Here is a 26,825-nt window from a genome sequence, read left to right as displayed (position 1 = left end):
TCGTCCACGAGGACGACGACGGCGTCGTCCCGCTCTCCGACGTGGAGGGCGAAACCGACCTCCTCACCCGCATCGAGGCCGAGTTCGAGCGACTCTTCGGCGACCACGCCGCGGCGAGACTGGCCGAAGTCGATTCGGTCCTGGGGAGTCGGTCGGCCGACGAGCGAGCCTATCCGAACCTCCGGGCGTGGCTGGTCGAGGACCTCTTCGACTACCACGTCTCGACCTTCGACCGGACGCCGATTCTGTGGCGACTCACGACCGAGCGCCTCGTCTCGGACCCCGAGGGAGAGGGGTTCGGCTGTCTCGTGGACTACCACCAACTCGACGCGGGCGTCTTCGACCGCCTCCAGAACCGCTACCTCGAACCCCGGAAGGCCCTGCTCCGCGAGCGCCGAGGCGCGGCGAATCGGCGGCGCGGCGACGAGTCGCTGTCGGCCTCCGAGCAGGCGGCCGCCGCCGAGGAATATGCTCGATGCGAGAGCGGTCTGGAACAGATTACGGTGTTCGAGCAGAAACTGAGCGAGTTGGCCCGGCCCTCGCCGCGCGACTGGTCCGACGAGAACCGGCGGACCGCGCGGGAGGCCGCGGAGAAGGTCGCAGATTTCAGAGAAGAGACGGCCTCGCGGCTGGAGACCCTCGACGAACTGGCCGAGACGGACGACGCGGAGATGAGCGAACTGTTCAGCCCCTCGTTCTACGAGACGGTCCGCGAGAATCGGGACGAATGGCTGGACGCACTCGCCGACCTGGAGGCGGCCTTCGAAGCCTACGCCGAAGACGGCTCGGAGCCGGTTCCGGCCAACCGCTACGACCTGTTCGCGTACTACGACGACCTGGTGGGTTCTGCCCACTACGCGAGCAACGGCATCCTCTTCACGACCTACTACTACGAGAAGTTCGAGTCGTCCGACCAGGCCCGCATCAGCGACGACGACGTCTCGAAGCGCCGACGCTGCCTCGCCGAACTGGCGAGTGGCGTGGACGAGTACCGAAATCTCGCCGACGAGATTGCGGACGCCTGCGAGGCGGTCGCGGCCGGGATTTCCGACGAGTGGGAGGACCGCGCGCGGTCCGAAATCACGACGGCGGGGTATCGGCCGAACCGCAAGCACGGCGTGGAGGTCAACGTCGCGCCGCTCGCCGACGCCGAAATCGTCCCGAAGACCGTCGAAGACGACGTCCTCTGACCCCGCCCCCGACCGAGACGGTCCCCGAGTGCGGCCGCGACGCCGTCGGGACCCCGGTGCGCTCGGACCCCTCCCGAGGGTCCGGCAGATACCGCAACGCACTTACTTTACGGACGTAGAAAACCATGCATGGCAATCAAACCCGACTACGTCAAGAAGACGGGGACCATCCTGCTGGAGCGATACCCCGACGCCTTCACGACCGACTTCGACCAGAACAAAGAGAGCGTCCAGAAACTCACCAACATCGAGTCGAAGGGCGTCCGCAACCGCATCGCGGGCTACGTCACGCGCAAGAAGTAGAGCCGTTAGCTGTCTGGTTTCTCCGCAAACTCGCCGACCAGTGACAGCGCCGTGACTCGAATCGCGGAATCGCGCAAAATGCTGTCCCTTCCCAAATCGTTTTATCGCCGTAACGCCGAACGATGGGTACCATGACTGTACGAGTCGGCGTCCTCGGCGCGACGGGTGCGGTCGGCCAGCGATGTATCCAACTGCTGGACGGCCACCCCGAATTCGAACTGGCGGCGGTAACTGCGAGCGAAGACAGCGAGGGTCTCTCCTACGGAGAGGCCGCGAAGTGGCGGGTCGATTCACCGATTCCGTCCGCGGTGTCCGACCTGACCGTGCGGGCGACCGACCCGTCGGAGGTCCCCGACGACGTGGACTTGCTGTTCTCGTCGCTCCCATCTGGCGTGGCGGCCGAAGTCGAACCCGACTTCGCCGAGGCGGGCTACGTCCTCTCCTCGAACTCCTCGAACGACCGGATGGCCGACGACGTGCCTCTCGTGATTCCCGAAATCAACCCGGGCCACCTCGACCTGCTCGAAGTCCAGCGCGACGAGCGCGGGTGGGACGGCGCGGTCGTCAAGAACCCCAACTGCTCGACCATCACGATGGTCCCGACCCTCGCGGCGCTCGACCAGTTCGGACTGGAGCGCGTCCACGTCTCAACCCTACAGGCCGTCTCGGGCGCGGGCTACTCGGGCGTCACCTCGATGGAGATCATCGACAACGTCATCCCCCACATCGGCGGCGAGGAGGAGAAGATGGAGACCGAATCCCGCAAGCTTCTGGGCACCTTCGACGGCGCGGAGTTGGCCCATCACGACGCCGAGGTCTCGGCGTCCTGCAATCGCGTGCCGACCATCGACGGCCACCTCGAAAACGTCTGGGCCGAGACCCGCGACGACGTGACCGAGGCCGACGTGGAGGAGGCGTTCCGCGGCGTCGAGAGCCTCGACCTGCCGAGTTCGCCCGACCCGCTCATCGAGGTGTTCGAGGACCCGAGTCGGCCCCAACCCCGACTCGACCGAACCCTGGGCGGCGGAATGACCATCGCGGCCGGTGGCGTGCAGGCGACTCCGGCGGGCGTCCAGTACAACACGCTGGCGCACAACACGATTCGCGGCGCGGCGGGCGCGGCGGTGCTGAACGCGGAACTGCTTCGGAGCGACGGCTGGATTTAACACCACTTCTAGGATTTCCGGTAGTTTCTTGGTGGGGACATATGAACGAGAGTCCATGTCGAACGAGACACCATCGGGTCCGGACGACGACTCGACCGAAGGAGGAGACGGTACCGGGAAGGAGAAACACTGTATTTCGTGCGGCGCGGGCATCGTAGCGGACGCAGAACTGTGTCCGGAGTGTGGCGTATCACAGACCGAGGTCCCGTCGAGCGGCGGGACAGACCGCTCGGCCGACGAGAAGTTCTGCACGGACTGCGGAGCGGTAATCAATCGGGACGCCGAAATCTGCCCGGAGTGCGGCGTCCGCCAGACCGTGGGGATATCAGCGGCGAGCGACTCGGACAAAGATCAGGTGGCCGCGGGCTTGCTGGCGATACTGCTCGGCGGGGTCGGTGCCCACAAGTTCTATCTCGACGACGTGAAGATGGGCGTGGTGTACCTCTGTTTCTCGTGGACTCTCGTCCCGGCGATCGTCGGACTCGTCGAAGGAATCATGTACTTCACGAAGTCCGAGGAGGAGTTCCAGCGCAAGTACGTCGACGGGTGACGACGATGCAGACACGTCGCCGGGAACCGACGGCGACCGGACGGGGCTACGCGACACGGCCGACTCGTAACGGGACGTGGGCGCGATGACCGGCGAGGAGCGCGACGGTGACGTGTGGACGACGCGGTGGCGCGAGTTCCGGCAAGGTCTCGGCGAGACGCGCCGCTACGCACTTTCGCATCACGAACCGGGGGACTGGGACCGGTGTTTTGCGGTGTCCGTACCGTGGCGTAATCGAGAGCGACCGGTGCAGGTGTGCGCGCGGTGTGCCGGTATCTATCCCGGAATCGCGTTCGGTGTACTCGCGTGCGTACTCGGGTTGCTACCGCGAGAGTCGATTCCCGTCCTCGTCGGCGTGTTACCCGTCTTCGCACTCGCGGACTGGAGTCGAACCGCGTACACCCACCGAACGGGCCACAATCTGAGTCGCGCGACGACCGGCCTCTCGCTCGGTATCGGCTACGGGTGCGGTCTCGTGGGTCTCACACAGCAGTCGCTCCGTCCGGTCGTCGTTGCAGTTGGAGTCGTCTACGCTGGGATAGCGTGTGTCGCCCTGGTTGCCGAGAAGATTCGTTCCGAAAACGATTGACCATTCTCCGTGGTCGGTCGCCTGGGTTACTCTCTCGGGAGCAGATTTTCACTGCGGTCCGTGTCCTTCACCCGAGTGACGACCGCATCGACCGAACTCCGTTTCTCGCCGACCGTCGCGCCGACGAGTGCGCCGACGCCCGCGGCGGTACTCGCGGCGTTCCGACTGACGAGTCCGCCGAGTGCGCCGCCGATGCCCGCTCCGATAGCGGCGTATTTGGCACGGGTCAGAACGCGATTGAGTCGTTTTCGCATGCTTCGAACGTCGGTAGGTGGCGGGATAAAGGTGGTCGCCGAGGCGGGAACTCGGACAGGCTCGAAGTGAGTTTCGTCCCGGCGAGTTCGGTTTCGTAGATAAAAATAAACGGGCGGACTCGCTGTCTCCAACTATGTCTCGAAGCAGCGACTCACGGTCGCGTTGGCGCGAAGACGACGCGGACGTCGTCTACGAAATAGCGACCCCGTTCGTGTCGGGCGACGCGAAAATCCTTCTCGTCGAGGTCGGAGACGACGAAATCGAGGTCGTCGTCGGGGACGTTCCGACTCCCTTCGGACACGATATCGACCAGAACTATCCGGATACGCTCGACGACGAGGAGACGATGCGTGCCCACGCGGCGGCGAAGTGGATCGTGACGGAGACCACCAAGATGTTCGACGACTACGAGTGGGACACGTCACACTACAAGACGAACAACCCCAACTACCACCTTCGAGACGTCTATTTCACGTGTAGCCGAAACGAAGTCGACGACGCCGTCCTGACGGCGAAGAAGTTCGTCGACACGCTGGAAGAGAAGACCCTCCAGCACGCCGAGGAGTTCGGCCGGTCGGGAATCAGGAAACCAAGCGAGGAACTGTGAATCGGTAGCGTCGGCTTTCGTCACACCACCCGATTCTCCAACTCCTCGCCCTCGTCCAACCGCCGCACGTTCTCGGCCACGATGTCGGCCAATCGCGAGTAGTACTCCGGCGTGTGGCCCGAGCAGTGCGGCGTGACCAGGCAGTTCTCCAGATTCCAGAGCGGGTGGTCCTCCGGGAGCGGTTCGGGGTCGGTCACGTCGAGCGCCGCGCCGCGGAGGTGGTGGCCCCGGAGCGCCCAGAGCAGGGCGTCGGTATCGACCACCGGCCCGCGGGCGACGTTGACGAGGACGGCGTCGGGCGGCGTGGTCTTGAGTTCCGCCTCGCCGATTAGCCCGCGGGTCGTCTCGGTCAGCGGGCAGGCCAGCACGAGGTAGTCCGTGCGCGCGAGGGCGTCCTCGAACTCCGGCCCGTCGAAGCCGACCACCTCGTCGGTCGGCCCGCCCTTCTCGGGCGTGTAGCGCACGCCGATGGTCTCGACGCCGAACCCTTCCAGTCGCTCGACCACCGACTGGCCGATGGCTCCCAGTCCGACGACCGTGACGGTGCTGTCCTGCAACTCGTGGGCGCGGAAGTGTCGCCACTCGCGGTTCTGCTGGCGTCGCCACCCCTCGTGGAGTCGGCGCGCGAAGACGAGCAGGTTCCCGACGACGTGTTCGCCGATGTTCGGACCGTGGACGCCCGAGGCGTTCGTGACCGCCACGCCGCGGTCTTCGAGCGCGTCGAGCGGCAGGTGGCCGGTCCCGGCGTACGCGCAGGCGAACAGTTCCAAGTTCTCGGCGCGGGCCAGCGTCTCCTCGTCTATCTCCATTCCGGCCACGACGGGCGCTCGTTCTATCAGTTCGCGCTCCTCGCTCGGCGTTCGGGCGTGGCGCACGTCGCGGTCGGGCAGGCGCTCGCGGAGTTCGGCGGCGTACTCCGAGACGGGCGTGCCGTGCGTGCTCTTCCGCAGGACTACCACGTCGGGTGCGTCTTGGGTCATTCGTGGCTGGTTTCGTCTTCCGGGACTAAAGTGCCACCTGAAGCGGCGAAGCGAGAACTCGTGAGGCCTTCGCGGAGTGATTGTGAATGGTAGAGGAGCTAGCTATTGCCGACGCCAAGGAGTCTACCGCCCCGCACAGCACCGTGACCGCGAACCTCATGCCTCCCCAACCCCCTCGCTCGCTTCGCTCGCTCGTTCCTCGCGCGCTGGCGCGCGCCGGGTCGAACGGCCCGGTCGGCCTTCGGCAATTTATATAAGTAGCAGAGGATTATTCACATTGATAAGACATATGTGAACGTTTTCGAGGTACCGATACTCCGGTGCAACTACGGCGCTCGTCCGCGAACTCTCGCCCATGTTCGAGGTCCGGACCGACGAGCGCACGCAGGTCGTGGACGTGACCGACCGCGTAGCCGAGAAGGTGTCCGACGACGTGGAGTCGGGAATCTGCACCGTCTTCGTCCGCCACACCACCGCCGGGGTCGTCCTCCAGGAGGCCGAGTCGGGCCTGCTGGACGACATCGAGGCGTTCGTGGCGGGACTCGCGCCGAGCGACGGCGACTACCGCCACGACCGAATCGACGACAACGCCGACGCCCACCTCCGAGCGACCGTGTTGGGCGAGTCGGTCAGCGTCCCCGTCGAGGACGGCGAACTCGCGCTCGGAACGTGGCAGTCCGTGCTGTTCGTGGAGTGCGACGGCCCGCGGACCCGGCGGGTGGACGTGACCGTGATGTCGTGATTCACTGGCGGGTCCTCGAAATCCTCCGGGTCGGTCGGTCAGCGTGGCGCGTTCGGGTGAAGCAGTCGGACTACCCGTTGGCCCGGTCGGCCTGCCGCCGAGTGTCCGACTCCCGTGCGCCCGAACACCGATAACGCCTGACATTGTAACTCTATCCCATAGGTGAGAAACGTGGAGCGCACGAGGGCCGCCGTGGCGGTCGTACTGGCGCTGGGGGTATCGCTCGGTGGACTGGGAGCGTTCTGGACGCCGGTAGCGACGGCGTCCCACGAGTCGATAGAGATCTCCTCGCCCGAGGGCGAGTACTTCGTCGGGCAGGCCGTGAACGTCAGCGGGAGCGCGAACCGGAGCGTCGAGTCGGTCGCAGTCTACGCTCGCGGCGGCGGCGACTGGCAGTTGCTGGACGTGAACCGGGACGGCGAACTCGGTGGCGACGACACGCTCGCGGTGGACGAGCAGGGCAACTGGTCGGTCCGGAACCTCGTCCTCTCGAACGCCAACCGGTTGCTCTCGTTTCCGGGTGACTACCGACTGGGCGTCGTGAACGCCAGCGACGTCGGCGCAAACGGGTCGCTCCCCACCAGCCTCGACCCGACCCGATTCGTCCGGGCCGAGAGCGGCCAGACGATACTCCGGGTCAGTCGTACTCGACTCCGGGGGAGTTTCGTGACGGTCGGCGGCGAGTTGTCGAGCGAGAACGCCGAAGTCACCGTCCGGGGGACCTCCCGCGGCGGCCGGGAGTTGCTGGTCGTTCTCGTGGACTCGCGGGGCCGAGTAGCGACCGACCAGCTACAGGTCCCCAGAGGGAACGGTTCGTTCGACGTGGACGTCGCGCTCCGAACCGACGACGGGACCGCGCTCGCCGAGGGACCGGTACAGGCCTACGTGTTGGCGCTCGGTCGGGACGAGCGGGCCGGCGACGGCCATCTCCCCGACGGAACCAACGCGACGCTCGACGCGGTGGCCGAGTACGTCGCACACCACCCCGCGAGACTCGACGCCCGGCAGGTCCGGGAGCGATTCCTCGACCAGACCGTAGACGAGGCAGGGAGCGACGACCTCCTCGTCGCCGAGCGGTTCGACTACGTCGAGAGTACCACGACGATTACCACCGTCGCGCCCGAGAGCCAGTTCGGTCGGGAGGGAATCTACGCCGTCACGGTCGGCGAGCGGATGGTCGTCGCGGGGGAGACCAATCTGCTCCCGGGCGACAGCACCATCAGCGTCGAGGCGGTATCGGGTCCGACTCCCGGTCGGATTCCGGTCGTGTGGACTCACGATTGGGACTCGGACGGCAACTGGTCGGTCGCCGTGGACACCGACGGCGTCGAACCCGGCGTCTACGCCCTGTCGGTCGAAGCGGACGGCGAAACCGACGACCAGGTGTTCGTCAGAGTTCTCCCCGAGTTCGGAAACGAGACGCCGGGATGACCGGCCATCGACCGAGACGCCGGGACGACCGACTGGGCGGGTGGACCGGTACCACAGGGACGGAGAACCGATACCTTGCTGAGGGGTTACTTTGGCGTTCAGCCGACGCTCCTGGCGGTCGTCCTCTCTCGTCTTCCCCCTTCGATAACGGCTCTTGCTCGTCGCTCGCAGCGTGATGGGCGAGGCGCTCCGAGACGTGCCGGACCCGGAAAGAAGCCGCGTATTCTCGGCCTCGGAACACCGTCTCAGACGTTCACGCGCCGGACGAGTCGGGTCGCGGCCGCGACCGGGACGACGACCCACGCGAGGAGCGCCCCCGCAAGCACCGGCCACGAGAGCGCGGACCCGCCGAGGGCCGCCGCGAGTCCGCCGCCCGAGGCTCCCAGCTGGCTCAACACCAGCACGCGGAAGACGTCGGCCGGGTTGGCGAGGACGAACGCCGACAGCGCGGCCTGCGGCAGGTCGAGCGCCGCGACAGCACCGAGCGCGACGAGGTCGTGGCCGAACACGAACCAGACCCACACCAGCAGCGCGAGACCGAGCGCCTGGGTCTTCTCGGCGACCAGCGTCGAGACGAGTAGCCCGAGCGCGAGGAACGCCGCTCCGCAGACGACCGCCGCGAGGACGAAGGTCGCGTAGTCCGCCCAATCGACCGCCCCGGCACGGAACCCGAGCGCGACCCCGCCGGCTCCGAACCCGACGAGGGTCGCCGCGGCCAGCGTGGCGGCCCGGCCGAGGAACGTCCCGACCACGACCCGCGACCGGGCGACCGGAAGTGCGAACACCACGTCGAGCCAGCCGTTTTCCGCCGGGCCGACCACGGCGTCGTAACCGAACGCCAGCGCGGCCAGCGGGAGCAGATACGTCCCGAGGACGACGAGGCTGGCGACGAACGCGTCGGGGCTGGTCGGCCCGACGCCGGACCCGCCGAACGTCACCAGCACCACCGCGAGCAGGCCGAACAGACCGGTCAGCGCGAACGCCCATCGGTTACGGATCGAGAGCCGATACTCCTGCGTGGCGACCGCGGCGACCTGCCGGACCGGCCAGAGCCGGGGTCGCTCGCCGACCGTCTCGGCGTCGGTCCGGGGTTCGCTATCGGCCTCGGCGACCGTCCCCGGTCGCGTGGCGACCCCGCCGTCCGGCCGGGACTGGAGTTCGTCGTCGGTCACGGCGCGACCACCTCCGGGTCGGCGGGAGAGTCCGGCGACTCCTCGGCCCCGAGCGCCCGGTCGAACACCGCGTCCAGACCGGGTTCGCGCACCTCGAAGCCGTCGAGTCCGACGGCCTCGTCCAGCGCGTCGACCAGTTCGGTCGCCGCCGAGCGCGGGCAGGTCGCCTCGACCACGCGCCCGTCCGTTCGCAGGGTCTCGGCTCGCGGCCGGACCGCATCGACGGCGGCCTCTCGGTCGGTCTCCTGGGCGAGTCGGGCGCGGACCGTCACCGAGTCGCCGCACTCTCGGCGCAACTCGTCGATGGAACCGCTGGCCCGGAGTTCGCCGTCGTGGACGACCGCCACCTCCTCGCAGAGGCGCTCGATTTCCCCGAGGACGTGCGAGGAGACGACCAGCGTCAGGTCGGTCTCGTCCCGGAGACGCTCGACGATTCGGTGGAAAGTGGCGACCCCCTGCGGGTCCAGCCCCGCGGTCGGTTCGTCGAGTAGCAAGACTCCGGGGCGAGCGAGCAGGGCGGTCGCCAGTCCGAGTCGCCGATTCATCCCGTTCGAGTAGCCCGTGACCGCCCGGTCGGCCGCCTCGGACAGCCCCACAGTTTCGAGCGTGTCGGCGATGCGGTCGGCCCGCTCGTCGGCCGGGAGGCCGCGCATCTTCGCGTGGAACTCCAGTACCTCTCGGCCGGTCAGCGACGGCGGGAACCCGGCGTGCTCCGGGAGGTAGCCGACCTGCTCGCGGACCGACGGCCCGGCGGTCTCGACGTTCCGGCCGACGACCGAGACCGACCCCTCGTCCGGCCGGAGGTGGCCCACGAGGAGTTTGAACAGCGTGGTCTTGCCCGCGCCGTTGGTGCCGAGGAGTCCGAACGCGGTCCCCGACTCCACCGACAGCGAGAGGCCGTCGAGGGCGGTCACGTCGCCGTACGTCTTCGTGGCGTCACGAACTTCGATTGCGTCCATAGTAGTGCCTCCAGTCGTGTGGTGAGTCTGCGAGCGGGTGGTGGTCGATTACGCCGGGCGATTCGATGATGGGGACGCTGCTCTCGGCGAATCTGACGGCGTCGAACGCGGGACTCCGGGCGAACACCGCCGCCTGCGGATGCGTACGGACGAGGTGTTCGGCGAGCCCCGCGGGTCGGTAGCGGACCTCGCTCACGCCGTCGCGGTCCGAGTCCACGACCTGCGCGTCCGACCAGTAGTTCCCCCGGTCGGTGGCGTTCCACGCGAGTTGGTGGCTGACGACCGCGTGAACCGACTGTCGATTGGCGACGAAGCTGTTGTCGACCACCTGTTGGCGCACGCTTCCGGCGCTCAGGTGGACGCCCACGTCGTTGTCCAGCACGAGATTGCCCGCGAGGGTGTTCTCGACCGAGTTGTAGACGAACAGGCCGTTCCCGTTGCCCACCAGCGAGTTGTTTCGGACGGTGGTCCGGTCGATGCGCTTGAGCAGGAGTCCGTGGCCGCTGGACCCGGTGTTGTTTACCGCGGTGTTATCGACGATTTCGAGGTTCTCCGAGGTCATGAGCGCGTAGCCCACGTCGTTGTCGAACGCCACGTTGCCGGCCAGTCGACAGTCGTCGGAGTACATGTAGTGGACTCCGTACCGAAGGTCCCACATCGTGTTGTTGCGCCCGAGGACCTCCGAGGCCCACGAGTAGTAGATGCCGTCCCGAGCGTCGGTGATTCGGTTGTCCGCGACGACCGTCTCCTCGGTCTTCCAGAGCTGGATACCGTTGCCTCGATACGAGAGCGGCGTCACCTCCTCGCGACCGACGATGGTGTTGTTCCGGACCGTCACGTCGTCCACGCCGTCGACCCAGACGCCGAACGTGGTCGCGGTCACGCGACTGTCGACTATCCGGGCCGACGACGAGTTGACCCAGATTCCGGCGTCGTTGTCCTCGGTGTCGAATCCCGAGTTCCGGACCCAGACGCGCCGGACGGTGGCGTTCTCGCGGTTCAGGGTCAGCACGTCGCCCTCTCCGCGGCCGTCGATGACCGCGAACTCGCCGGGCGCGCTGGTCAGCGTCACGCCCGAGGTGTTGACCACGACGCGTTCGGTGAACCGTCCGGAGAGTACCACCGTCGCACCCGGTTCGGCGGCCTCGACCGCGGCCTGCACCGAGTCGAACTGCTGGCCGTCCACCGTCGCCGTCCTGGACGTTTCCGGGACCGTGAAGTCGTACTCCGCGGGAACCCCGGCGTCGAACGAGAGGGCGTCGGCCGTCCGGTCTGACCCACCGGGGTCGGCGACGACCGTCGCGGCCGAGGCGACGAGGACGAGCGCGGCGGCGATTGCGAACAGTCGTTCGACGCCGAAGTCCATCCGTAATCACCTCCTCCGAGCGCGTCCCGCCGACGCCTCCGCTTCGGGCGTCTCGTCAGTTCCGCCACGGTTCTCGTCCGTGCCGCCGCGTCGACGCCGGCCGCTCTTTCGCCGGAATCGGCCGAGACGGTCGCGGAAGCGGTCGGGGAGTCGGTGGACCCGAACGTCCGTGTTCCGGAACCGGAACGCGACCACCAGCAGGCCGACCGCGACTATCGACAGGTACGCGCCGGGACCGAGCCGCGAGTAGGTGGTGAGGTTGGCGACTTCGTAGGTCCCCCACAGCGGCGGGGTGAACGGGTCGACGCCCATCACCGGCGCGCCGGGGTCGAGCGAGTGGCCCGTCTGGTAGAGCCGATACTGGATGTCGGCTATCATCACTCCGAACACCGTCACGGTGCCCGCAAGTTGCCACTTCAGTCCGCGTTTGAGCTTCTCGGTCGTTGGCGCTAGCGCGACGAACAGGCTGAGCAGGCCGACCCCGACGAACGCGAGCGGTCCGACCGACCACTCGGGCACGTCGACCGCCCGCGGGTGGACCTCGTAGTTCGGCGTCCAGTACACCGGGTCGGGGTAGTAGAACCCCACGTAGTGGTTGAGCGTGGCCATCTCGGCGTAGTCGCCGGTCAGGTGCGGATACGCGTACAGGTGGACCCGTAGCACCTGGTCGGGGTACTGGGCCGCGTGGACGTTGATGACCCACATCGGGAGCGCCAGCGCGCCGACGAACAGCACCGCGGCTATCACCGGCAGGAGTCGCCGAACTTCCGTGAACTCCTCGCGGGTCGGCCAGTTCATGGCGAATCAGCCCCTCGGTTCCACGATCATCCGCGAGCGCATTTCGAGGTGGAGCGCGCTACAGAAGTACGTGCAGTAGAACCAGTACACGCCGGGGTCGTCGGCCGTGAAGGTGGCCTGCCGGGTGTCCTTAGGCGCGAGCGCGAGATGCACGTCGTACTGCGGGACGGCGAGGCCGTGGAGGATGTCACGGCTCCCTTCGATGTTGGTCGCGGTGAGTTTCACCTCGTCGCCCTCCTTCACCGTGAAGTCGCGCAGACCGTACTCGCTCCGCTTGACCGACACGTTCACCTCGACCGACTTCTCGCCCGTGCGCTCGATTCCGGACTCGTCCTCGCTGATGTACGGTTTCTCTCCCTCGTAGTCGCTCTCGTCCCAGACCGTCGCGGGGTCGAGCTTGTCGGCCTCGACCATGATGGCGTCGTGCGGTTCTGGGTAGACCGGTTCGTCGGCCACCAGTTCCATCCCCGCGGCGTCGTCGCCGATGTAGATGAGCTGGTCGTTGTCGGGGTGAACCGGCCCGACCGGTAGGAATCGGTCCTTCGAGAGCTTGTTGAGGACGACCAGCCAGTCGCCCTGCGGGTCGGCCGACATCGCCTGCGTCGCCTGAATGTGGCCGGGGTTGTAGTGAACGTCTATCTTCTCGATGACGGGGTCGGTCGAACCCTTCTCGGCCTCGACCGCCTTCTCGATGTCCCACTTGGCGACCTGCGAGTCGATGAACAGCGAGGTGTAGGCGTGCCCCCGGTCGTCGTAGGTGGTGTGGAGCGGCCCGAGACCGACCTTGGGCTGGCCGACGATGGTGTCGGCGGGGTCGTCGGCCGTATCGAGTTTCTCGATGTCGATGATGGACACCGTGGGCGAGAGCTTGCCCGCTACCATCGCGTACTTCCCGTCGGGCGTGACCTCCACGCAGTGGGGGCTCTTGGGCGTCGGGATGTAGCGTACGATGGGGTCGCTCCCCTGGTTGAGTTTGCTATCCTGCGTGCCGTCCACGACCGGGATACCGTTGACCTCCTCGTAGTTGCCGTTGTCGACCGCCTTCTGAATCTTCGGCACGTCGAAGGCCTTCACGTAGTCGCGGTCGTCGTGGGTCATCTCCTCGACTTCGACGCCCTCCTCGTCGTTGTACGCGCTGGAGATGGCCCACCGGCCGTCCTTGTCGGTGTCGAGGATGTCGAGGTTGCCGTCCACGCGGACCTGCCACTGGACCTCCATGCTCTCGGGGTCCATCGCCGTGAACACCGACTCGTACTCGTCGGGATTCTTCACGTCGCGGCCGTCGTTGGGGATCGGCGTCCGGAACTCGCTGTTGCCGAACACGTAGTCGGTGTCGGGGCTCTGGATACAACAGCCGTGAATCGCCTGCACGTTGGGAACGTCCGTGATGGCGTCCGTCTCGAAGTACTTGAGGTTCACCCGGGCGATGCGGCCGTTGGCCTTGTCGTTGATGAACAGGTACTCGCCGTCGTACTCGCCGTCCGTCTCCGAGAGGTTCGGGTGGTGGGAGTCACCCCACGTGTAGCCGCCGCCTTCTTCGAGCAGTCGTTTGGACTGGTCGTCGAAGCCGTGGCCCCGGGCGCTCTCGGGGTTGAACACCGGGATGCGCATGAGTTCGCGCATCGACGGGACGCCGACGACCCGGACCTCGCCGGAGTGACCCGCGCTCCAGAAGCCGTAGTACTCGTCGTGTTCGCCCGGCGCGACCTTGTGGTCGGGGACGCTCCCGTGGCCGCCCGACGACGTGGTTCCCTGCCCGCCGCTCCCGCCGAAGCCGGAACACCCCGCGAGTGCGGTCGTCGCACCGACCGCCGCGCCCGCCTTCATGAAGTCCCGCCGGTCGAGGCTGAGGTCGCCGAGACCGAGTCGGATGCCGTCGCCCGGTTTTTCCGGAGGCTCCTCGACCTCGGCGAGCGCGTCGTTCAGTTTCGCCTCGTACTCCTCGAATATCTCGTCCGGACTCTTCATCTCGTCGACGTCGGCGCAGTTGTCACTATCGCTCATTTAGACCACCTTGACGTAACCGACCATCCCGTTCATCTCGTGGGGGATGCAGTAGTACTTGTACGTGCCTTTCGTCTCGAACGTGTACTCGTAGGACTCGCCTTCCTTGACGTTCCCCTCGTCGGGGTAGCCGTCCGAGGCGGCCGACTGGGAGTCGAACCCGCCCGACGCGAAGTAGCTCGCATCGTCGGGTATCTCGTCCTCGTAGGCCGTTATCGTGTGGCCGATACTTCCGACGTTCTCCCACGTCACCGTCGTCCCCTTCGACACCTCGATTCGTTTGGGCGCGTACGCGAGGTCGTCGGTCATCTCGACCGTGCTGGCCTGTTCCCACGACTCCCCGCTCGACCCGCCTTCGGTCGTCTCCTCGCTCTCTGTCGTCGTTTCGCCGTCCGAGCCGTCGGACCCGCCGGTCGTACAGCCAGCGACGCCGGCTACACCCGCCACACCGAGTACGCGAAGTACGTTACGTCTGGTTTGGTTCATCGTTTGCTCACGGTCGGGCGTTGCTCGAAGGCCTCCTTTATACCAACTAGAGATTGTCAGTGGCTGAGAAAGGGAGTGAATATGTTCGGTTTGGGGTTGACTCCCCGTGTCGGTGGTGACCCGAAAGTTCGAGAAACCGGACCCGGATACCCGAGATACGGGCGTTTCGAGCGGGGACCGCGGCTCGGGCGCGGACGACTACGTCGGACGACATCTTCGCTCGGCCCCGCCCCCGAACCGATTGTGTTCGGTCCATTCTCAGATTCCGAAAACGACGCTCCGATACTAAGCCGAAAAGAGCGTAGTGACTGGTATGACGACGCAAGCCCTCGTCGGGTCGGCGACGGTGGTTGCACTCAAGACCATCACGCTCGCGCTCGGCGGCATCATCACCTACTTCGCGTTCAAGGCGTATCGACGGACGAACGTGTCCGCGCTCCGGGCGCTCGCACTCGGGTTCGGTCTCGTGACGACCGGGACCGTTCTCGGCGGCGTCGTCCACCAGTTCACGGGCCTCACCATCGCGGACGGCGTCGTCGTCGAGAGCGTGTTCATCGCGCTCGGGTTCGGCGTACTGACCTACTCGCTGTACGCGAAGACGTAGATTCCGACGGGCCGCGGCGAGTCGGCAGTCACCGATGCCGGTGGGCGCACGCACGTGGTCGACCGAAACACCGTTCTGTCGTTCTCTAAGAAATATCTACTGTGCCAAAGAATTGGAATACATTTCTAAAAGAGACTGGTATCTATGCGTCGCCGCTACGACCGGCCGACCAAAGAGCGTCTCGACGCGGTACCGCTGGCGTTCGGAGAATCGAATCGCACGAGTTCGACCCACTCGGGGCCGAAATCGAAGAATCGCCGTTATCCCATGGACGTTTTCTGCGAAATAATTGACTACCACCCCGTCGTTAGCTCGTCGCCTCTTCGCGGATCTTTTCGATGTCTACTTGTTCAGGTAGGGTTTCCAACGTTTGCTGGAGGAGTTCGTCGGTGGTGGATGGACAACTGAACTCGATTATGTTACCTGTTTCTTCTGCCCACTGCTGGACGGGGTCCGATTGTAGTGCCTCTTGAACGGCGGACGAGACCTTGTTCACCTGTCCATCCGATACGCCAGACGGCATCCACATGGAACGGGTGAGTTGTCCGATGTAGTCGATGTTCCCGAAGCCCTGTTCCGTAACGGGCGTGGCCTCCGGGAAGACACCACTACCACCGCTCGAGAGAACGGCAACTACCTTGGCTCGGTCCGATTCGACGGTTCCTTGGGCTGCAACGTCAGTGGTAATCGTCGCAGGAACTTCTCCTGAGGCAACTGCCTGCACCGCCGGCGCACAGCCGTCGTAGCCAACGTAGTTCTCCCATTGCATGCCGTATTCGTTTTGCATAACGAGGGCTGTGACGTGGTTCAGACCTCCTCTGGCTTGACAACCACCGATGGCCTGCCAGTCTCCAGCTTCGTACTTGCTCATTACCCCTTCCAAACTGTCCACATCTGCGTCTCCTTGGGTGATGAGTACGTAGGGAGTCCGGGCGTACGTAGCAACGCCCTTGAGTTGCGAGAGATCGTAATCCGGTTGGAACACTAGATACGAGAGAGGCGTGGACGGCGGGTTGAACGCGCCCATAGTGTACCCATCGGAGTCTGCTTGGACCAGTTGGCCGGTACCACGGAGAGAGGCACTACCGGGGATGTTCTGAATTTGGAAGTTGACATTCAGGTTTTCGCCTACTTGTGGAAGGATTTGACGCGCGTAGGTATCCGTACCACCACCCTGACTGAACGGGACGATGTACGAAATGGTACGTCCCGACTCGGGATAGTTCTCCGCCATCGGAGAGAAATCACAGTCGGCTTGTGCTTGGGTCGTGGTTTGCTGTCCACCGGCTGTCGTGGTCTCGCCTCCATCCTGACCCGCGCTGAGGCCCACGAATCCAATCGTAGCTGAACCAGCCGTTGCCTTCAACAGGTCGCGCCGTTTTATTTCTCGCATAGCGTATAACACAGACAATCATTATAAACAAATACGTTATTTGGAAGTTCTGATATAATTGACCCTTCACCAATAGTCGCTTTCCATGAATACAGGCTGGCGTTAAATAAACAGAGATGGCGACTTGCCTAGTTTAATTCAGCTATCTAATACGACCAACGTTCGCGTAGTGTGGTACCATATTACAAATTTATACTGTACAACCCCCTTTTCTGAGACAGAGTATGCCCACCGACGTTCTCGAATTGGAAATGATCGATACCTCGAAAGCAATCGTCGAGGAGTGTCTCAGCGTCCAGCCAGACGACGAAGTAGTCGTTATCACCGATCCTCGGAAGTTCGGGGTAGCAAAGAGTATTGCAACTGCAGCGAACGCAGTCGGGGCAACGACCGTCACCTCGATCATGCCTCTCCTCGAAAGCCACGGCAACGAACCTCCTCCGACAGTCGCTGAAGCGATGAAGACCGCTGATGTTGCCTTTACCTGTACGACGCACGCAATCACCCACACACGTGCCCGACTGGAAGCAGCTGACGAAGGTACTCGATCGGGTATTCTACGCGGCGTCACCGAAGACATGATGGTCGAAGGTGCGATGACTGTCGACTTCAAAGAGCTGCGACGAGTAACCGAGGCGCTAGCCGAGTTGATGACCGACGCCTCACGGGCCCACGTTACGAGTGAGAACGGTACGGATATCGAATTCAGTATCGAGGGAACGCAGGCCCACTCACTCGATGGGTACTACCACGAAGAGTACGGATTTGCGACGCTACCACCTGGTGAAGCTCCCACTCACCCCGTAGAGGGTACTGCAAACGGAACGATTGTAATCGACGTCTCGATGGATAACATCGGTACTCTGGACGAGCCGATTCGATTGGAAGTGAAAGAAGGGTTCGTAACCGAGGTTTCTGGCGGAGACGAAGCAGAGACACTCCGGAACATCCTCGCAAACAGCGATTCGAACGCCGGGAACTTGGCGGAGTTTGCCATCGGTACGAACCCGAAAGCAGGTCTGATCGGCAACACTGCGGAAGACAAAAAGCGGGCCGGCACGATGCACTTCGCGATTGGCGATAACGAATCGCTCGGTGGAAGTACGCGGAGCGAAATCCATCTAGACGGCGTTCTACGGAAGCCGACAGTCAAATTGGACGATATGACAGTCGTAAAAGACGGCGTACTGGACACCGACTTACTGACAGACTGATGCCAGAAGACATCGAGGAAACCGGGCTTCTCGTCGTATTACTTGCTGTAGCCGGTGCCATGGTGTACAAGTCGTCCGCCTACGGCGAAACGGCAGGGCTGTTCCCACGGTTAACGGGAGGTGTCGTAGTGATCGGCTCGCTTCTTCTCCTACTCGAAGGATTCCTTCCGAAATCTATTCGCTCGATCGTGAGTGAGCCTGCAAACTTGTTCGAGGCATCGGAAGGCGATGAAACGGCACAGAGGACTCGACAGGAGCCGACCGCTGATGCAGACGTGGAGACGGAAGACGACTCGAGTGCTAGCCGCCCAGTGCCAGATTCCATCTTCACTACTGCAAGTATCGTGGGATACACTGTGAGCGCCTACTACATCGGCTTATTGTGGATGTCACCCGTATTTGCGTTTTTCTTCTCCCGCTGGTATCGACAACCATGGTGGGTGACTGGTTTTCTCACGATCCTTTCGTTTGTCTTAGCGTACGGATTCATGGAACTCTTGAATCTGCCGCTCGATGAAGGTGCACTCGTCCAATACATTACGTTCACCCCTCGTGAGGTGGTCGTATGCCTCCTTTAGAGGCGTTACAGCAAGCAGTTCAACTCCTGCTCACTGGCCAAATCCTGTTCTGGATCGTGACAGGTGTCTTACTAGGAATGGTATTCGGTGCCCTTCCTGGTATCGGATCGACGCTCGGAATGGCGATCGTTCTGCCGCTCACGATTCCGCTCGATGGCGTCTCCGCGATTATTCTCCTGATCAGTATCTATAGCGGAGCGATGTACGCCGGAAGCATTCCGTCAATTCTGGTGAACGTGCCAGGGAGTTCAGCCGATGCCGCAACTACGTTCGATGGCTATCCGTTGGCTCGGAAGGGTAAGGCGATCAATGCCCTCGTTGTTTCTGCAGTCTCGTCTGCGATCGGGGGTATCGTAGCCGTCGTTATCTTGTTGCTTCTCTCGCCGTTGATGATCGAACTCGTCCTCCTGTTCGGCTCACCGCAGTATTTCCTGATGGCTATTCTCGGACTTGCGATGATTACGGTGGTCACTAAAGGTTCTATCGTCAAGGGGCTCACCGCCGGTGCGTTTGGCCTCCTCCTCGCGACAATCGGCATCGCACCGACTGTTCCCGTACAGCGGTACACGTTCGGGATGTTGTCACTCTACGATGGGTTGGATTTCGTGGCGGTGCTCATCGGGTTGTTCGCTATTGCTGAGATGATCCGTTTGGCAGGTGAAGAACAGATCGCTGATACAGAAGTCGGGTTACAGGGGACTGTTCGCGAGGGTCTGCAAGCGACGTTCAGCTATCCGGTGACTCTCTTGAAATCTGCACTTATTGGCCTTTTCATCGGAGCAGTGCCTGGCTCGGGTGCGGCAATTTCCAATTTCATTTCGTACGGGGAGGCGATGCGGTCGTCATCGACGCCGGAAAAATTCGGTGAAGGTACCGAAGAGGGTGTGGTAGCGACAGACGCCGCGAACAACGCGACTGTTGGTGGCTCACTTATTCCAACGCTCTCGTTCGGTATCCCCGGGAGTGGGTCAACTGCGGTGTTATTAGGTGGCCTAATTATGCATGGACTACGACCTGGCCCCGACCTGTTCACTACGCAACTCGACATCACGTACAGCATCTTCCTGTCTATATTCATCGCGAACGTCATCATTCTCGGTCTCGGACTGTTCGTCACTCCCCGAACAGGATATCTTACGGTTATCGACACCGATTACATCGTCCCCGTAATCGTCGTTTTAGCTACGTTAGGTGCGATCGCACTTCGAGCGAATTGGATCGACGTGTGGACGATCGTGGTTCTCGGTACTCTCGGGTATTTCATGAAGAAGTACAACTACTCCATTATCGCATTCGTTCTGGGAGTGATTCTTGGCCCGATTGCGGAAGAAAACCTCTACCGATCACTCCGACTGTCAGGCGGGTCGTTCGAAATCTTCGTATCTAACCCACTTTCGCTCGCGTTAGTACTCGGAATCGTTCTCATTTTGTTTGGGCCATTTCTCAAAGCGAAACTCGTCAAATTACGAACGCAAGTATTGTAGTACACCGATTTCGATCTCTCAAACCGGACGAGAGAGCGGAACGATCGTTCCACCATCGGAATCCTTCGACTGGCGTAGAGAAACAACGAGAAGGCGAGAATGTGAATGCTCCGTCTGGGATTTGAACCCAGGTCATCGGCTCGAAAGGCCGAAATGATTGGCCGGACTACACCAACGGAGCGTACGTCCACGCTCACTACGAGCGCATCTCTTCGTTCCGGCCGGATTAGTTTAAACGTTCCGTTATCGCCCGAGGGCAGCCGTGTCGGGCGTTCACACCCGACTCCGGTTCACTCCCCAGCGAATTCCGGCTTGCTTCCGTCGGCGGTGACCCCCGACCACGGTCACCTCACTTCCCTTCGAATTCCGGTTCTCCGTCACCCATGAACGCCGTGATGCCCTCCATCAGGTCGTCGGTGTTCATGAGATGGCCGAAGGCTTGGGACTCGACTTCGAGTCCGGCGTCGGTGTCGTCGCGGCCCGCGAGCATCGCGCGCTTGGTGTACTTCTGGGCGATGGGCGGTCCGGCCGCGAGGTCGGCCGCGAGCTCGAAGGCGCGGTCCTCGAACTCCGACACCTCGACGACCTCGTTGACGAAGCCGAACTCCTCCATCGTCTCGGCGTCGAAACGGTCGGCCGTGAAGATGATCTCCTTCGCGCGGCCCTCGCCGACGATGTGCTTGAGGCGCTGAGTGCCGCCCCATCCGGGCAGGAGCCCGAGGTCGTGCTCGGGTTGGCCCATCTCGGAGCGTTCGGTAGCGAGGCGCATGTCGGCGCAGGTCGCCATCTCCATCCCGCCGCCGAGGCAGTAGCCGTCGATGGCCGCGAGGACGGGCATCGGGCAGGCTTCGAGTTTGCCGAAGGTCTCTTGGCCTTTCTTCGAGAGTTCGACCGCCTGCAGGGGATCGCCGCCGCCCCCGGCCATGCTCTGGACGTCCGCGCCCGCGGAGAACGCCTTGTCGCCCTCGCCGACGAGCAGGAGTGCACGCACGTCGTCGTCCTCCGAGAGGGCCTCGACGGCGTCGCCGAGTTCGTCGAGCAACTCCTCGCTGACCGTGTTCATCCGGTGGGGACGGTCGAGGACGACCTTGCCGACCATCTCGCCGGGCTTCTCGATTCGAATGGTGTCGTAGTCGTACTCGCCGTCGTCGCCCTCGTCACCGCCGTAGAAGCCGCCCGCGTCGGCGGCTTCCCGGAGGTAGTCGCTGGACTCGTACCGGGCCGCGCCGGTGTCCTCGTGAAGTCGGTCGAGGGTGTCGGCGAGCGCGTCGAGACCCGCGTCGTCGGCCATCTTGGCCGGTCCCTCGGGGAAGCCAGCGCCGAGCATCACGGCGTCGTCGATGGCGTCGGGGTCGGCCACGTCGTTCTCGACGAGTTTGGCGACTTCGTTGGCCATCACTGCCTGAAGCCGGGTAACTGCGTCCTCGCTCCCGGCGTCGGTCGGGATGTCGGCACCGCCGTCGTCGTAGTCGTAGAAGCCTTCGCCGGTCTTCTTGCCGAGTTTCTCCTCCTCGACTTTCTCCACGAGGAGCGGACACGGTTCGTAGGCCTCGCCCAGCACGTCGTTCATGTAGTCGAGGACGTGGTAGCCCACGTCGATTCCCACCTGGTCGGCGAGTTCGAAGCTCCCCATCGGGAGCCCCATGTCGAACTTGGTCGAGCTATCGACTTCGGCGACGGTGTAGTCGCCGGACTCGACCATCCACGCCGCCTCGTTCATCAGGGGAACGAGGATGCGGTTCACGATGAAACCGGGACTGTCCTTCCGGACGCGAACCGGCGTCTTGCCCATCTCTTCGGCGAGGTCCTCGGTGAGGTCCAGCGTCGCGTCGTCGGTGTGAGCTCCCGAGATGACCTCGACCAACTGCATCCGGACAGGCGGGTTGAAGAAGTGCATCCCGCAGAACCGTTCGGGTCGCTCGGTGACCTCCGAGAGTTCCGTGACCGAGAGACTGGAGGTGTTCGTGGCGAAGACGGCCCGGTCGGGTGCGTACTCTTCGAGTTCGCCGTACACGTCCTTCTTGATCTCCATCTTCTCGGGGACCGCCTCGACGACGAAGTCGGCGTCTTCGACGGCCTCCTCGAAGTCCACGATGGGCGTCACGCGGTCGAGGGCCGCGTCGGCCTCCTCCTCGGAAATCTGGTCTTTCTCGGCGAGTTTCCCGAGGCTCCACTCGATCTGGTCGTAGCCGTTCTGGACGAACTCCTCTTCGATGTCGCGCAGGTTGACCTCGTACCCTGCGAGAGCCGCGACTTCGGCGATGCCGTGGCCCATGTTGCCCGCTCCAAGAACCGCGATGGTGTTGATATCTTCGACTTCCATGTTCGTGGGGTCGGTTGCCGGGCGTTTGAACGTTTCCCTATCGGAGGTTAGAAACTCTCTTCCAGTTTACTCACGGTTACGAAGAGATTTAGGGCAGGCTATGCAACCCAGACACATGGACTTCGGACTCTCCGACGAACAGAAGCAGATCCGCGAGGAAGTGCGTCGGTTCGCCGAGAACGAGATCGAACCGGTAGCCAAAGAGTACGACGTGGAGGAGAAGTACCCCCACGAAATCATGGACAAGGCCGCCGAGATGGGACTGCTGGGTGCCCACATCCCCCTGGACTACGGTGGTGCGGGCTACAGCAACCTCGAATCGGCCATCATCACCGAGGAACTGTTCGCCGTGGACCCCGGTATCGGTCTCTGCATCACGTCGGCCGCGTTCGGCGCGGACGCCATCATGGAGTTCGGGACCGACGACCAGAAGGAGCGCTTCCTCACCCCCGTCGCGGAGGGCGAGGCCATCATGGGCGCGGCCATCTCCGAACCCGACACCGGATCGGACGTCTCGTCGGTCTCGACCAGCGCCGAGAAGGACGGCGACGAGTGGGTAATTAATGGTAACAAGATGTGGATCACGAACGGGTCGGTCGGCGACTACTACGTCGTCCTCTGTCAGACCGACCCCGACGCCGACGGCCGGTACAACGGCTTCTCCCAAATCGTGGTCGAGTCCGACCGCGACGGCTTCGAGTCCGAGAAGATTACGGGTAAACTGGGCATCCGCGCCTCCGACACCGCCGAACTCATCCTGGACGACGTGCGCGTGCCCGAGGACAACCTCATCGGCACCCGCGGGATGGGCTTCCTCCAGCAGATGCAGTTCTTCGACGAGACCCGGACCGCGGTCGCCGCGCAGGGCGTCGGCATCGCCAAGGGTGCGTCCGAGGCCGCGCTCGACTACGCCCAGGAGCGCGAGCAGTTCGACCGACCCATCTCGGAGTTCCAGGCCATCCAGCACAAACTCGCGGAGATGCACACCCAGACCGAGGCCGCGCGTAACCTGACCTACAAGGCCGCGTGGAACGTCGACCAGGGCGAGGACATCACGAAACTCGCCAGCATGGCCAAGGAGTTCGCCTCGCAGGTGGCCGTTGACGTGGCAGACGAAGCCGTCCAGATTCACGGCGGTGCGGGCTACGTCAACGACTTCCCGGTCGAGCGATTCTACCGCGACGCCAAGATTACCCAGATCTACGAGGGCACCACGGAGATTCAGAAGAACATCATCGCCCGCGAACTGCTCGGAAAGGGCTTCTAGACCGCCTTTCGACGACCACCTTTTTCGTCGTCGGGTGGCCTCGGGCGCTCGCTTCGCTCGCCCTGCGGCCACCGCTCCTCAAAAAATCTGGACCAAAAAAGCCGCTCGCTCGGTCGCTTCGCCCCCTCGCTCGCGGTCGGACTGCTATGCAGGTTCGGTGTCGAAGCTCTCTTGTGGGTTAGAGAAATGAAAATGTACGGTGAACGTGTCTAAATGTTTCTTAGGTACGTGCATTTGCACCTTAGACACGCCTAATGCGGTTCCTCACGCGATTTTCCACGTCCACCGCGAATCGAGGTAGTACCGATACAGGCCGCTGAGGAAGATGGCGAACCCGTTGGCGAGCAAGTAGACGAGACCGACCCAGTTGACGAACGCCCAGAGCAGCGCGAGTTGTATCGGAATCGCGGTCCCGCGGACGACGTTGGTCCGGAGCAGACCCACCAGGTAGTCGTATCTGGCGGTGTGGCCCGCGTGCTGGAACGTCCACGCGTTGTTCACCACGAACTGGAGGACGATGGTCAGTTCGATGGCGAGCGTGGCAGCGACCAGGTAGTTGAGACCCGCGTACTCCACGAGTAGCCACAGGACCGCCGTCTGCACGAGCGCGGCGCTCGCCCCGACGATGACGAACCGATAGAGACGGATGAACGTCGGATGTTTCGTCACGTTCCGATATCCAGAGTCGCCCACGACAGGTACGGAAAGACTTCGAGAGGGTAGTAGGTTCTGGTTTTTGCTCGCTCCGGAACTCGGGCGTTTCGCGCCGCACACTGCTCGCCGGCCCGCACGAGACCGAACTACGGTTCCACGACCAACTTTCCGAGGAAACTGTCGTGCAGGACCGCTTTCTGGGCCTCTGCGGCGTGGTCGAGGTCGTATCGCTTCGAGACACGCGGTCGGAGGTCGCCCTCCGCCAGCATCCACGCCAACTTCCGCAGAATCGCCGCCATGTCCGGGGTGTTGTACATGCTCATCAACTGCAACTGCATCTCCTTGGCGCGGGCCGCCGCGACGTTGTCGAATCCCGCATCGGGTTCGGTGTTGCCGATGCCGACGACGCGGACGCCCTGCGTGCCCACCTCGGCGTCGAAGTCGAGGTACTGGTCGAGTCGGTGGTCCAGAATCACGTCCGACCGCCCCGCCGCTTCGACCACGGCGTCGGCGAGGTCTTCCCGACCGTAGTCTACGATGACGTCCGCGCCCATCTCTTCGAGTCGGTCGTGGTACTCCTCGGACGCGGTGGTGACGACCCGCGCGCCCACGGAGTCGGCGATTTGGACCGCGACGTGACCGACGCCGCCCGATCCGCCGTGGACGAGACACGTCTCGGCGGGTTCGAGGCCCGCGTGGTCCACCAGGGCACGCCACGCGGTCACGCCCACGAGTGCGGCCGCCGCCCCTTCGGCGAACCCCACATCGTCGGGCAATCGGGCCACGCGGTCGGTCGGCGCGACCGCGTACTCGGCGTAGGTCCCCTGACGGTCGTTGCCCAGTCCCGTACCGAACACCCGGTCGCCCTCGGCGAATCCCTCCACGCCCTCGCCCGCGGCGTCCACGACGCCCGCGAAGTCCGACCCCGGAATCATCGGGAGTTCCGGCGGTTCGTAGCTCCCTTCGCGGAAGTAAGTGTCCACCGGGTTGACGCCCGCGGCCCGGACTTCGACTCGTAGCTCTCCCGGCCCGGGGTCGGGACGCTCCGCGTCTTCGACCGTCAGTACGCCCGGCCCACCGTGTTCGTGGTATCGAACTGCGCGCATGGGTCCGAGTACGGAGGGTCCGGGGATAAATCTGCGTGCGACGGAGATAGTTTCAAAGCAGTTCCCTGACTGGTCCGGAGTGTGGGACTACTCGGAGCCGACGACGAACCGGACGACGAAGTCGGCCGACTCGTGGCGAACGCGCGCGGCGACTCCGTGACGCGAGAGCGCCTCACGGAGACGAAGGAGGGTATCGTGACGAAGAATCTGAGCGGGCAGGACCGACGTCCGGTGGCGGGCGAGTAGGGCATTCGACAACGACACTACGTCTACGATTTCCGCGGCATCTGGCGGAGTGTGCTACCGAGTACCGCGAGAGCCTCTCCCGGTCGATTCCGGCATTAGCAGGCCTTATTACCGCCGACCCGCCAAACCGAGTCAATGAGCTACAAAATCGGTCTCGTGGGCAAGCCCTCGGTGGGCAAGTCCACGTTCTTCAACGCCGCGACGATGAACGACGTGCCGGAGGGGGCCTACCCCTTCACGACCATCGACCCCGCCGTGGGCGAGGCCTACGTCCGGGTCGAGTGCGCCGCGCCGGAGTTCGACGAGGAGTGTACGCCGTCGGTCGGCTTCTGCGAGGAAGGCACCCGATTCGTGCCGACGAAACTCGTGGACGTGGCGGGACTGATTCCCGGCGCGCACGAGGGCGCGGGACTGGGTAACCAGTTCCTGACCGACCTCAACGAGGCCGACGTGCTGGTCCACGTCGTGGACTTCTCGGGGACGACCGACATCGAGGGGGAACCCACCGAAGGCCACGACCCCCGCGAGGACATCGACTTCCTGGAGAACGAACTCGACATGTGGTATCTCGAAGTGCTGGAGAAGGGCATCCGGCGCTACGAGAGCGGGTACGACGGCAACGACGACGACATCGAGGTCGAGTTGGCCGAGCAGATGAGCGCGTTCCGGACGAACAAGGACGAGATCAAGCGCGAGATTCTCTCGCTGGGTCTCGACCTGGACCCCGACGAGTGGGACGGCGACGACCGCGAGCAACTGGCCCGCGAGATTCGCAAGACTACCAAGCCGATGGTCGTCGCCGCGAACAAGATGGACACCCCGGAGGCGCAGGAAAACTTCGAGGAAATCACAAGCGACCCCGAGTACGAGCATCTGACGGTCGTGCCAGCGAGCGCTCACGCCGAGAAGGCCCTCAAGCAGGCCGACGAGCAGGGCGCGGTCGAGTACCGGCCCGGCGATTCGGACTTCGAAATCGTGGCCGACGTGACCGGCGACCAGCGCGAGGGTCTGGAAGCCATCGAGGAGTTCGTCGCCGAGTTCGACGGGACGGGCGTCCAGCGCGCGCTCGAAACCGCGCTCTTCGACGAGTTGGGTCTCGTGCCCGTCTTCCCCGGTGGTGCGAACGGTCTCGGCAACGAGAACGGCGAGGTCCTGCCCGACTGCTTCCTCCTGCCCGAGGGCGCGACCGCCGAGGACTTCGCCCACCACATCCACTCGGACCTCGGCGAGGGGTTCCTCCACGGCATCGACTGCCGGAGCAACCGACAGGTCGGCGCGGACTCGCAACTCGATAGCCGGGACGTCATCGACATCGTATCTACGAACTAACCGTAGTCGGTAGAAGGGAGGGTTTTTCT

General features: G+C 63.8%; 27 protein-coding genes, 1 tRNA gene and 1 pseudogene. 16 read left to right on the top strand and 13 right to left on the bottom strand.

The annotated features are described in order from the left end of the window. The 5 genes and pseudogenes from E2484_RS11370 to E2484_RS11350 all read left to right on the top strand — a co-directional run. Positions 1–1,190: pseudogene (locus tag E2484_RS11370) on the top strand (BREX-5 system adenine-specific DNA-methyltransferase PglX); the annotation flags it as partial. Positions 1,191–1,319: 129 nt separating this feature from the next. Continuing rightward, the gene (locus tag E2484_RS11365) at positions 1,320–1,493 is read left to right on the top strand and encodes a 30S ribosomal protein S17e (RefSeq protein WP_137285295.1); all 174 of its coding nucleotides are present in this window, start codon (positions 1,320–1,322) and stop codon (positions 1,491–1,493) included. Between the two features lie 131 nt (positions 1,494–1,624). Then, the gene (gene asd / locus E2484_RS11360) at positions 1,625–2,659 is read left to right on the top strand and encodes an aspartate-semialdehyde dehydrogenase (RefSeq protein ID WP_137285294.1); all 1,035 of its coding nucleotides are present in this window, start codon (positions 1,625–1,627) and stop codon (positions 2,657–2,659) included. A 169-nt stretch (positions 2,660–2,828) separates the two neighbouring features. Further along, positions 2,829–3,209: a TM2 domain-containing protein gene (locus E2484_RS11355; RefSeq protein ID WP_394347906.1), complete on the top strand. Its 381-nt coding sequence runs from the start codon at positions 2,829–2,831 to the stop codon at positions 3,207–3,209. Between the two features lie 85 nt (positions 3,210–3,294). Further along, complete coding sequence (locus E2484_RS11350) at positions 3,295–3,798, top strand: DUF2085 domain-containing protein (protein WP_137285292.1); 504 nt, start codon at positions 3,295–3,297, stop codon at positions 3,796–3,798. Positions 3,799–3,824: 26 nt separating this feature from the next. Here E2484_RS11350 and E2484_RS11345 read toward each other — a convergent pair whose 3' ends face one another. Next, positions 3,825–4,052, bottom strand: coding sequence for a hypothetical protein (locus tag E2484_RS11345; RefSeq protein WP_137285291.1), 228 nt, complete (start codon positions 4,050–4,052; stop codon positions 3,825–3,827). Positions 4,053–4,186: 134 nt separating this feature from the next. Here E2484_RS11345 and E2484_RS11340 point away from each other — a divergent pair, with 134 nt between their 5' ends. Then, positions 4,187–4,660 (top strand): hypothetical protein, encoded by a 474-nt coding sequence (locus E2484_RS11340; protein WP_137285290.1) that lies wholly within the window; start codon positions 4,187–4,189, stop codon positions 4,658–4,660. Between the two features lie 20 nt (positions 4,661–4,680). On the opposite strand, the gene E2484_RS11335 is transcribed toward E2484_RS11340, so the two are convergent. Beyond that, the gene (locus tag E2484_RS11335) at positions 4,681–5,640 is read right to left on the bottom strand and encodes a D-2-hydroxyacid dehydrogenase (RefSeq protein WP_137285289.1); all 960 of its coding nucleotides are present in this window, start codon (positions 5,638–5,640) and stop codon (positions 4,681–4,683) included. 86 nt (positions 5,641–5,726) lie between these two features. Between E2484_RS11335 and E2484_RS24935 the strand changes: the two genes are divergently transcribed. The 3 genes from E2484_RS24935 (at position 5,727) to E2484_RS11325 (ending at position 7,813) form a co-directional block, all read left to right on the top strand. After that, complete coding sequence (locus E2484_RS24935; RefSeq protein ID WP_170977303.1) at positions 5,727–5,897, top strand: hypothetical protein; 171 nt, start codon at positions 5,727–5,729, stop codon at positions 5,895–5,897. Between the two features lie 98 nt (positions 5,898–5,995). Further along, a complete protein-coding gene (locus tag E2484_RS11330) occupies positions 5,996–6,382 on the top strand; it encodes a secondary thiamine-phosphate synthase enzyme YjbQ (protein WP_137285288.1) in 387 nt (128 codons plus the stop codon). A gap of 192 nt (positions 6,383–6,574) precedes the next feature. Next, a complete protein-coding gene (locus E2484_RS11325) occupies positions 6,575–7,813 on the top strand; it encodes a hypothetical protein (protein ID WP_137285287.1) in 1,239 nt (412 codons plus the stop codon). 245 nt (positions 7,814–8,058) lie between these two features. Here the strand turns inward: E2484_RS11325 and E2484_RS11320 are convergent, their stop codons facing one another. From E2484_RS11320 to E2484_RS11295, 6 genes are read right to left on the bottom strand one after another with little or no spacing between them, the layout of a single operon-like run. Then, complete coding sequence (locus E2484_RS11320) at positions 8,059–8,985, bottom strand: ABC transporter permease (RefSeq protein ID WP_137285286.1); 927 nt, start codon at positions 8,983–8,985, stop codon at positions 8,059–8,061. Beyond that, complete coding sequence (locus E2484_RS11315) at positions 8,982–9,944, bottom strand: ABC transporter ATP-binding protein (RefSeq protein ID WP_137285285.1); 963 nt, start codon at positions 9,942–9,944, stop codon at positions 8,982–8,984. Before E2484_RS11315 ends, E2484_RS11320 begins: the two co-directional genes overlap by 4 nt. Further along, positions 9,922–11,310 (bottom strand): nitrous oxide reductase family maturation protein NosD, encoded by a 1,389-nt coding sequence (nosD, locus tag E2484_RS11310; protein ID WP_137285284.1) that lies wholly within the window; start codon positions 11,308–11,310, stop codon positions 9,922–9,924. The genes E2484_RS11315 and nosD overlap by 23 nt, the downstream gene beginning before the upstream one ends. A 6-nt stretch (positions 11,311–11,316) precedes the next feature. Beyond that, a complete protein-coding gene (locus E2484_RS11305; protein WP_321112411.1) occupies positions 11,317–12,108 on the bottom strand; it encodes a hypothetical protein in 792 nt (263 codons plus the stop codon). A gap of 6 nt (positions 12,109–12,114) precedes the next feature. After that, positions 12,115–14,112 carry a TAT-dependent nitrous-oxide reductase gene (nosZ, locus tag E2484_RS11300; protein ID WP_137285283.1) on the bottom strand — a complete coding sequence of 666 codons (1,998 nt, stop codon included), beginning with the start codon at positions 14,110–14,112 and terminating at the stop codon, positions 12,115–12,117. Continuing rightward, positions 14,113–14,598: a plastocyanin/azurin family copper-binding protein gene (locus tag E2484_RS11295; protein WP_137285282.1), complete on the bottom strand. Its 486-nt coding sequence runs from the start codon at positions 14,596–14,598 to the stop codon at positions 14,113–14,115. It lies immediately after the preceding gene. A gap of 313 nt (positions 14,599–14,911) precedes the next feature. On the opposite strand from E2484_RS11295, the gene E2484_RS11290 reads away from it, so the two are divergent. Then, complete coding sequence (locus E2484_RS11290) at positions 14,912–15,202, top strand: DUF7521 family protein (RefSeq protein ID WP_137285281.1); 291 nt, start codon at positions 14,912–14,914, stop codon at positions 15,200–15,202. A gap of 307 nt (positions 15,203–15,509) precedes the next feature. Here E2484_RS11290 and E2484_RS11285 read toward each other — a convergent pair whose 3' ends face one another. Continuing rightward, positions 15,510–16,595: a Bug family tripartite tricarboxylate transporter substrate binding protein gene (locus tag E2484_RS11285; protein WP_137285280.1), complete on the bottom strand. Its 1,086-nt coding sequence runs from the start codon at positions 16,593–16,595 to the stop codon at positions 15,510–15,512. Positions 16,596–16,819: 224 nt separating this feature from the next. On the opposite strand from E2484_RS11285, the gene E2484_RS11280 reads away from it, so the two are divergent. From E2484_RS11280 to E2484_RS11270, 3 genes are read left to right on the top strand one after another with little or no spacing between them, the layout of a single operon-like run. Then, positions 16,820–17,809 (top strand): aminopeptidase, encoded by a 990-nt coding sequence (locus E2484_RS11280; RefSeq protein ID WP_137285279.1) that lies wholly within the window; start codon positions 16,820–16,822, stop codon positions 17,807–17,809. After that, on the top strand, positions 17,809–18,387 hold the full coding sequence (locus E2484_RS11275; RefSeq protein WP_137285278.1) for a tripartite tricarboxylate transporter TctB family protein: 579 nt from the start codon (positions 17,809–17,811) through the stop codon (positions 18,385–18,387). Before E2484_RS11280 ends, E2484_RS11275 begins: the two co-directional genes overlap by 1 nt. Next, positions 18,375–19,871, top strand: coding sequence for a tripartite tricarboxylate transporter permease (locus E2484_RS11270; RefSeq protein WP_137285277.1), 1,497 nt, complete (start codon positions 18,375–18,377; stop codon positions 19,869–19,871). Before E2484_RS11275 ends, E2484_RS11270 begins: the two co-directional genes overlap by 13 nt. A gap of 106 nt (positions 19,872–19,977) precedes the next feature. Here E2484_RS11270 and E2484_RS11265 read toward each other — a convergent pair. Then, a tRNA-Glu gene (locus E2484_RS11265) sits at positions 19,978–20,052 on the bottom strand. Positions 20,053–20,220: 168 nt separating this feature from the next. After that, the gene (locus tag E2484_RS11260) at positions 20,221–22,194 is read right to left on the bottom strand and encodes a 3-hydroxyacyl-CoA dehydrogenase/enoyl-CoA hydratase family protein (RefSeq protein ID WP_137285276.1); all 1,974 of its coding nucleotides are present in this window, start codon (positions 22,192–22,194) and stop codon (positions 20,221–20,223) included. 115 nt (positions 22,195–22,309) lie between these two features. Between E2484_RS11260 and E2484_RS11255 the strand changes: the two genes are divergently transcribed. Then, positions 22,310–23,461 (top strand): acyl-CoA dehydrogenase family protein, encoded by a 1,152-nt coding sequence (locus E2484_RS11255; RefSeq protein ID WP_137285275.1) that lies wholly within the window; start codon positions 22,310–22,312, stop codon positions 23,459–23,461. 264 nt (positions 23,462–23,725) lie between these two features. Here the strand turns inward: E2484_RS11255 and E2484_RS11250 are convergent, their stop codons facing one another. After that, a complete protein-coding gene (locus E2484_RS11250; RefSeq protein ID WP_137285274.1) occupies positions 23,726–24,154 on the bottom strand; it encodes a GtrA family protein in 429 nt (142 codons plus the stop codon). Between the two features lie 107 nt (positions 24,155–24,261). Then, positions 24,262–25,221, bottom strand: a complete 960-nt coding sequence (locus E2484_RS11245) for an NADPH:quinone reductase (RefSeq protein WP_137285273.1) — start codon at positions 25,219–25,221, stop codon at positions 24,262–24,264. A gap of 81 nt (positions 25,222–25,302) precedes the next feature. Between E2484_RS11245 and E2484_RS24930 the strand changes: the two genes are divergently transcribed. Further along, the gene (locus tag E2484_RS24930) at positions 25,303–25,467 is read left to right on the top strand and encodes a hypothetical protein (protein WP_170977302.1); all 165 of its coding nucleotides are present in this window, start codon (positions 25,303–25,305) and stop codon (positions 25,465–25,467) included. A 135-nt stretch (positions 25,468–25,602) separates the two neighbouring features. After that, entirely contained in the window at positions 25,603–26,796 is a 1,194-nt protein-coding gene (locus E2484_RS11240) for a redox-regulated ATPase YchF (protein ID WP_137285272.1), read from the top strand. Positions 26,797–26,825 lie beyond the last annotated feature (29 nt).

The sequence above is a fragment of the Halorussus salinisoli genome, from assembly GCA_005239435.1.
GTDB classification, from domain to species: Archaea; Halobacteriota; Halobacteria; order Halobacteriales; family Haladaptataceae; genus Halorussus; species Halorussus salinisoli.
Note: the sequence above shows the minus strand (reverse complement) of the source record. Positions and strands in the feature narration are given on the sequence as shown.

Coding starts and splice junctions, on each gene's coding strand:
- E2484_RS11365 (WP_137285295.1), top strand. CDS start 1,320: ATGGCAATCAAACCCGACTACGTCAAGAAGACGGGGACCATCCTGCTG.
- asd (WP_137285294.1), top strand. CDS start 1,625: ATGACTGTACGAGTCGGCGTCCTCGGCGCGACGGGTGCGGTCGGCCAG.
- E2484_RS11350 (WP_137285292.1), top strand. CDS start 3,295: ATGACCGGCGAGGAGCGCGACGGTGACGTGTGGACGACGCGGTGGCGC.
- E2484_RS11345 (WP_137285291.1), bottom strand. CDS start 4,052: ATGCGAAAACGACTCAATCGCGTTCTGACCCGTGCCAAATACGCCGCT.
- E2484_RS11340 (WP_137285290.1), top strand. CDS start 4,187: ATGTCTCGAAGCAGCGACTCACGGTCGCGTTGGCGCGAAGACGACGCG.
- E2484_RS11335 (WP_137285289.1), bottom strand. CDS start 5,640: ATGACCCAAGACGCACCCGACGTGGTAGTCCTGCGGAAGAGCACGCAC.
- E2484_RS24935 (WP_170977303.1), top strand. CDS start 5,727: ATGGTAGAGGAGCTAGCTATTGCCGACGCCAAGGAGTCTACCGCCCCG.
- E2484_RS11330 (WP_137285288.1), top strand. CDS start 5,996: ATGTTCGAGGTCCGGACCGACGAGCGCACGCAGGTCGTGGACGTGACC.
- E2484_RS11315 (WP_137285285.1), bottom strand. CDS start 9,944: ATGGACGCAATCGAAGTTCGTGACGCCACGAAGACGTACGGCGACGTG.
- nosD (WP_137285284.1), bottom strand. CDS start 11,310: ATGGACTTCGGCGTCGAACGACTGTTCGCAATCGCCGCCGCGCTCGTC.
- E2484_RS11305 (WP_321112411.1), bottom strand. CDS start 12,108: ATGAACTGGCCGACCCGCGAGGAGTTCACGGAAGTTCGGCGACTCCTG.
- nosZ (WP_137285283.1), bottom strand. CDS start 14,112: ATGAGCGATAGTGACAACTGCGCCGACGTCGACGAGATGAAGAGTCCG.
- E2484_RS11295 (WP_137285282.1), bottom strand. CDS start 14,598: ATGAACCAAACCAGACGTAACGTACTTCGCGTACTCGGTGTGGCGGGT.
- E2484_RS11290 (WP_137285281.1), top strand. CDS start 14,912: ATGACGACGCAAGCCCTCGTCGGGTCGGCGACGGTGGTTGCACTCAAG.
- E2484_RS11285 (WP_137285280.1), bottom strand. CDS start 16,595: ATGCGAGAAATAAAACGGCGCGACCTGTTGAAGGCAACGGCTGGTTCA.
- E2484_RS11280 (WP_137285279.1), top strand. CDS start 16,820: ATGCCCACCGACGTTCTCGAATTGGAAATGATCGATACCTCGAAAGCA.
- E2484_RS11275 (WP_137285278.1), top strand. CDS start 17,809: ATGCCAGAAGACATCGAGGAAACCGGGCTTCTCGTCGTATTACTTGCT.
- E2484_RS11270 (WP_137285277.1), top strand. CDS start 18,375: ATGCCTCCTTTAGAGGCGTTACAGCAAGCAGTTCAACTCCTGCTCACT.
- E2484_RS11260 (WP_137285276.1), bottom strand. CDS start 22,194: ATGGAAGTCGAAGATATCAACACCATCGCGGTTCTTGGAGCGGGCAAC.
- E2484_RS11255 (WP_137285275.1), top strand. CDS start 22,310: ATGGACTTCGGACTCTCCGACGAACAGAAGCAGATCCGCGAGGAAGTG.
- E2484_RS11245 (WP_137285273.1), bottom strand. CDS start 25,221: ATGCGCGCAGTTCGATACCACGAACACGGTGGGCCGGGCGTACTGACG.
- E2484_RS11240 (WP_137285272.1), top strand. CDS start 25,603: ATGAGCTACAAAATCGGTCTCGTGGGCAAGCCCTCGGTGGGCAAGTCC.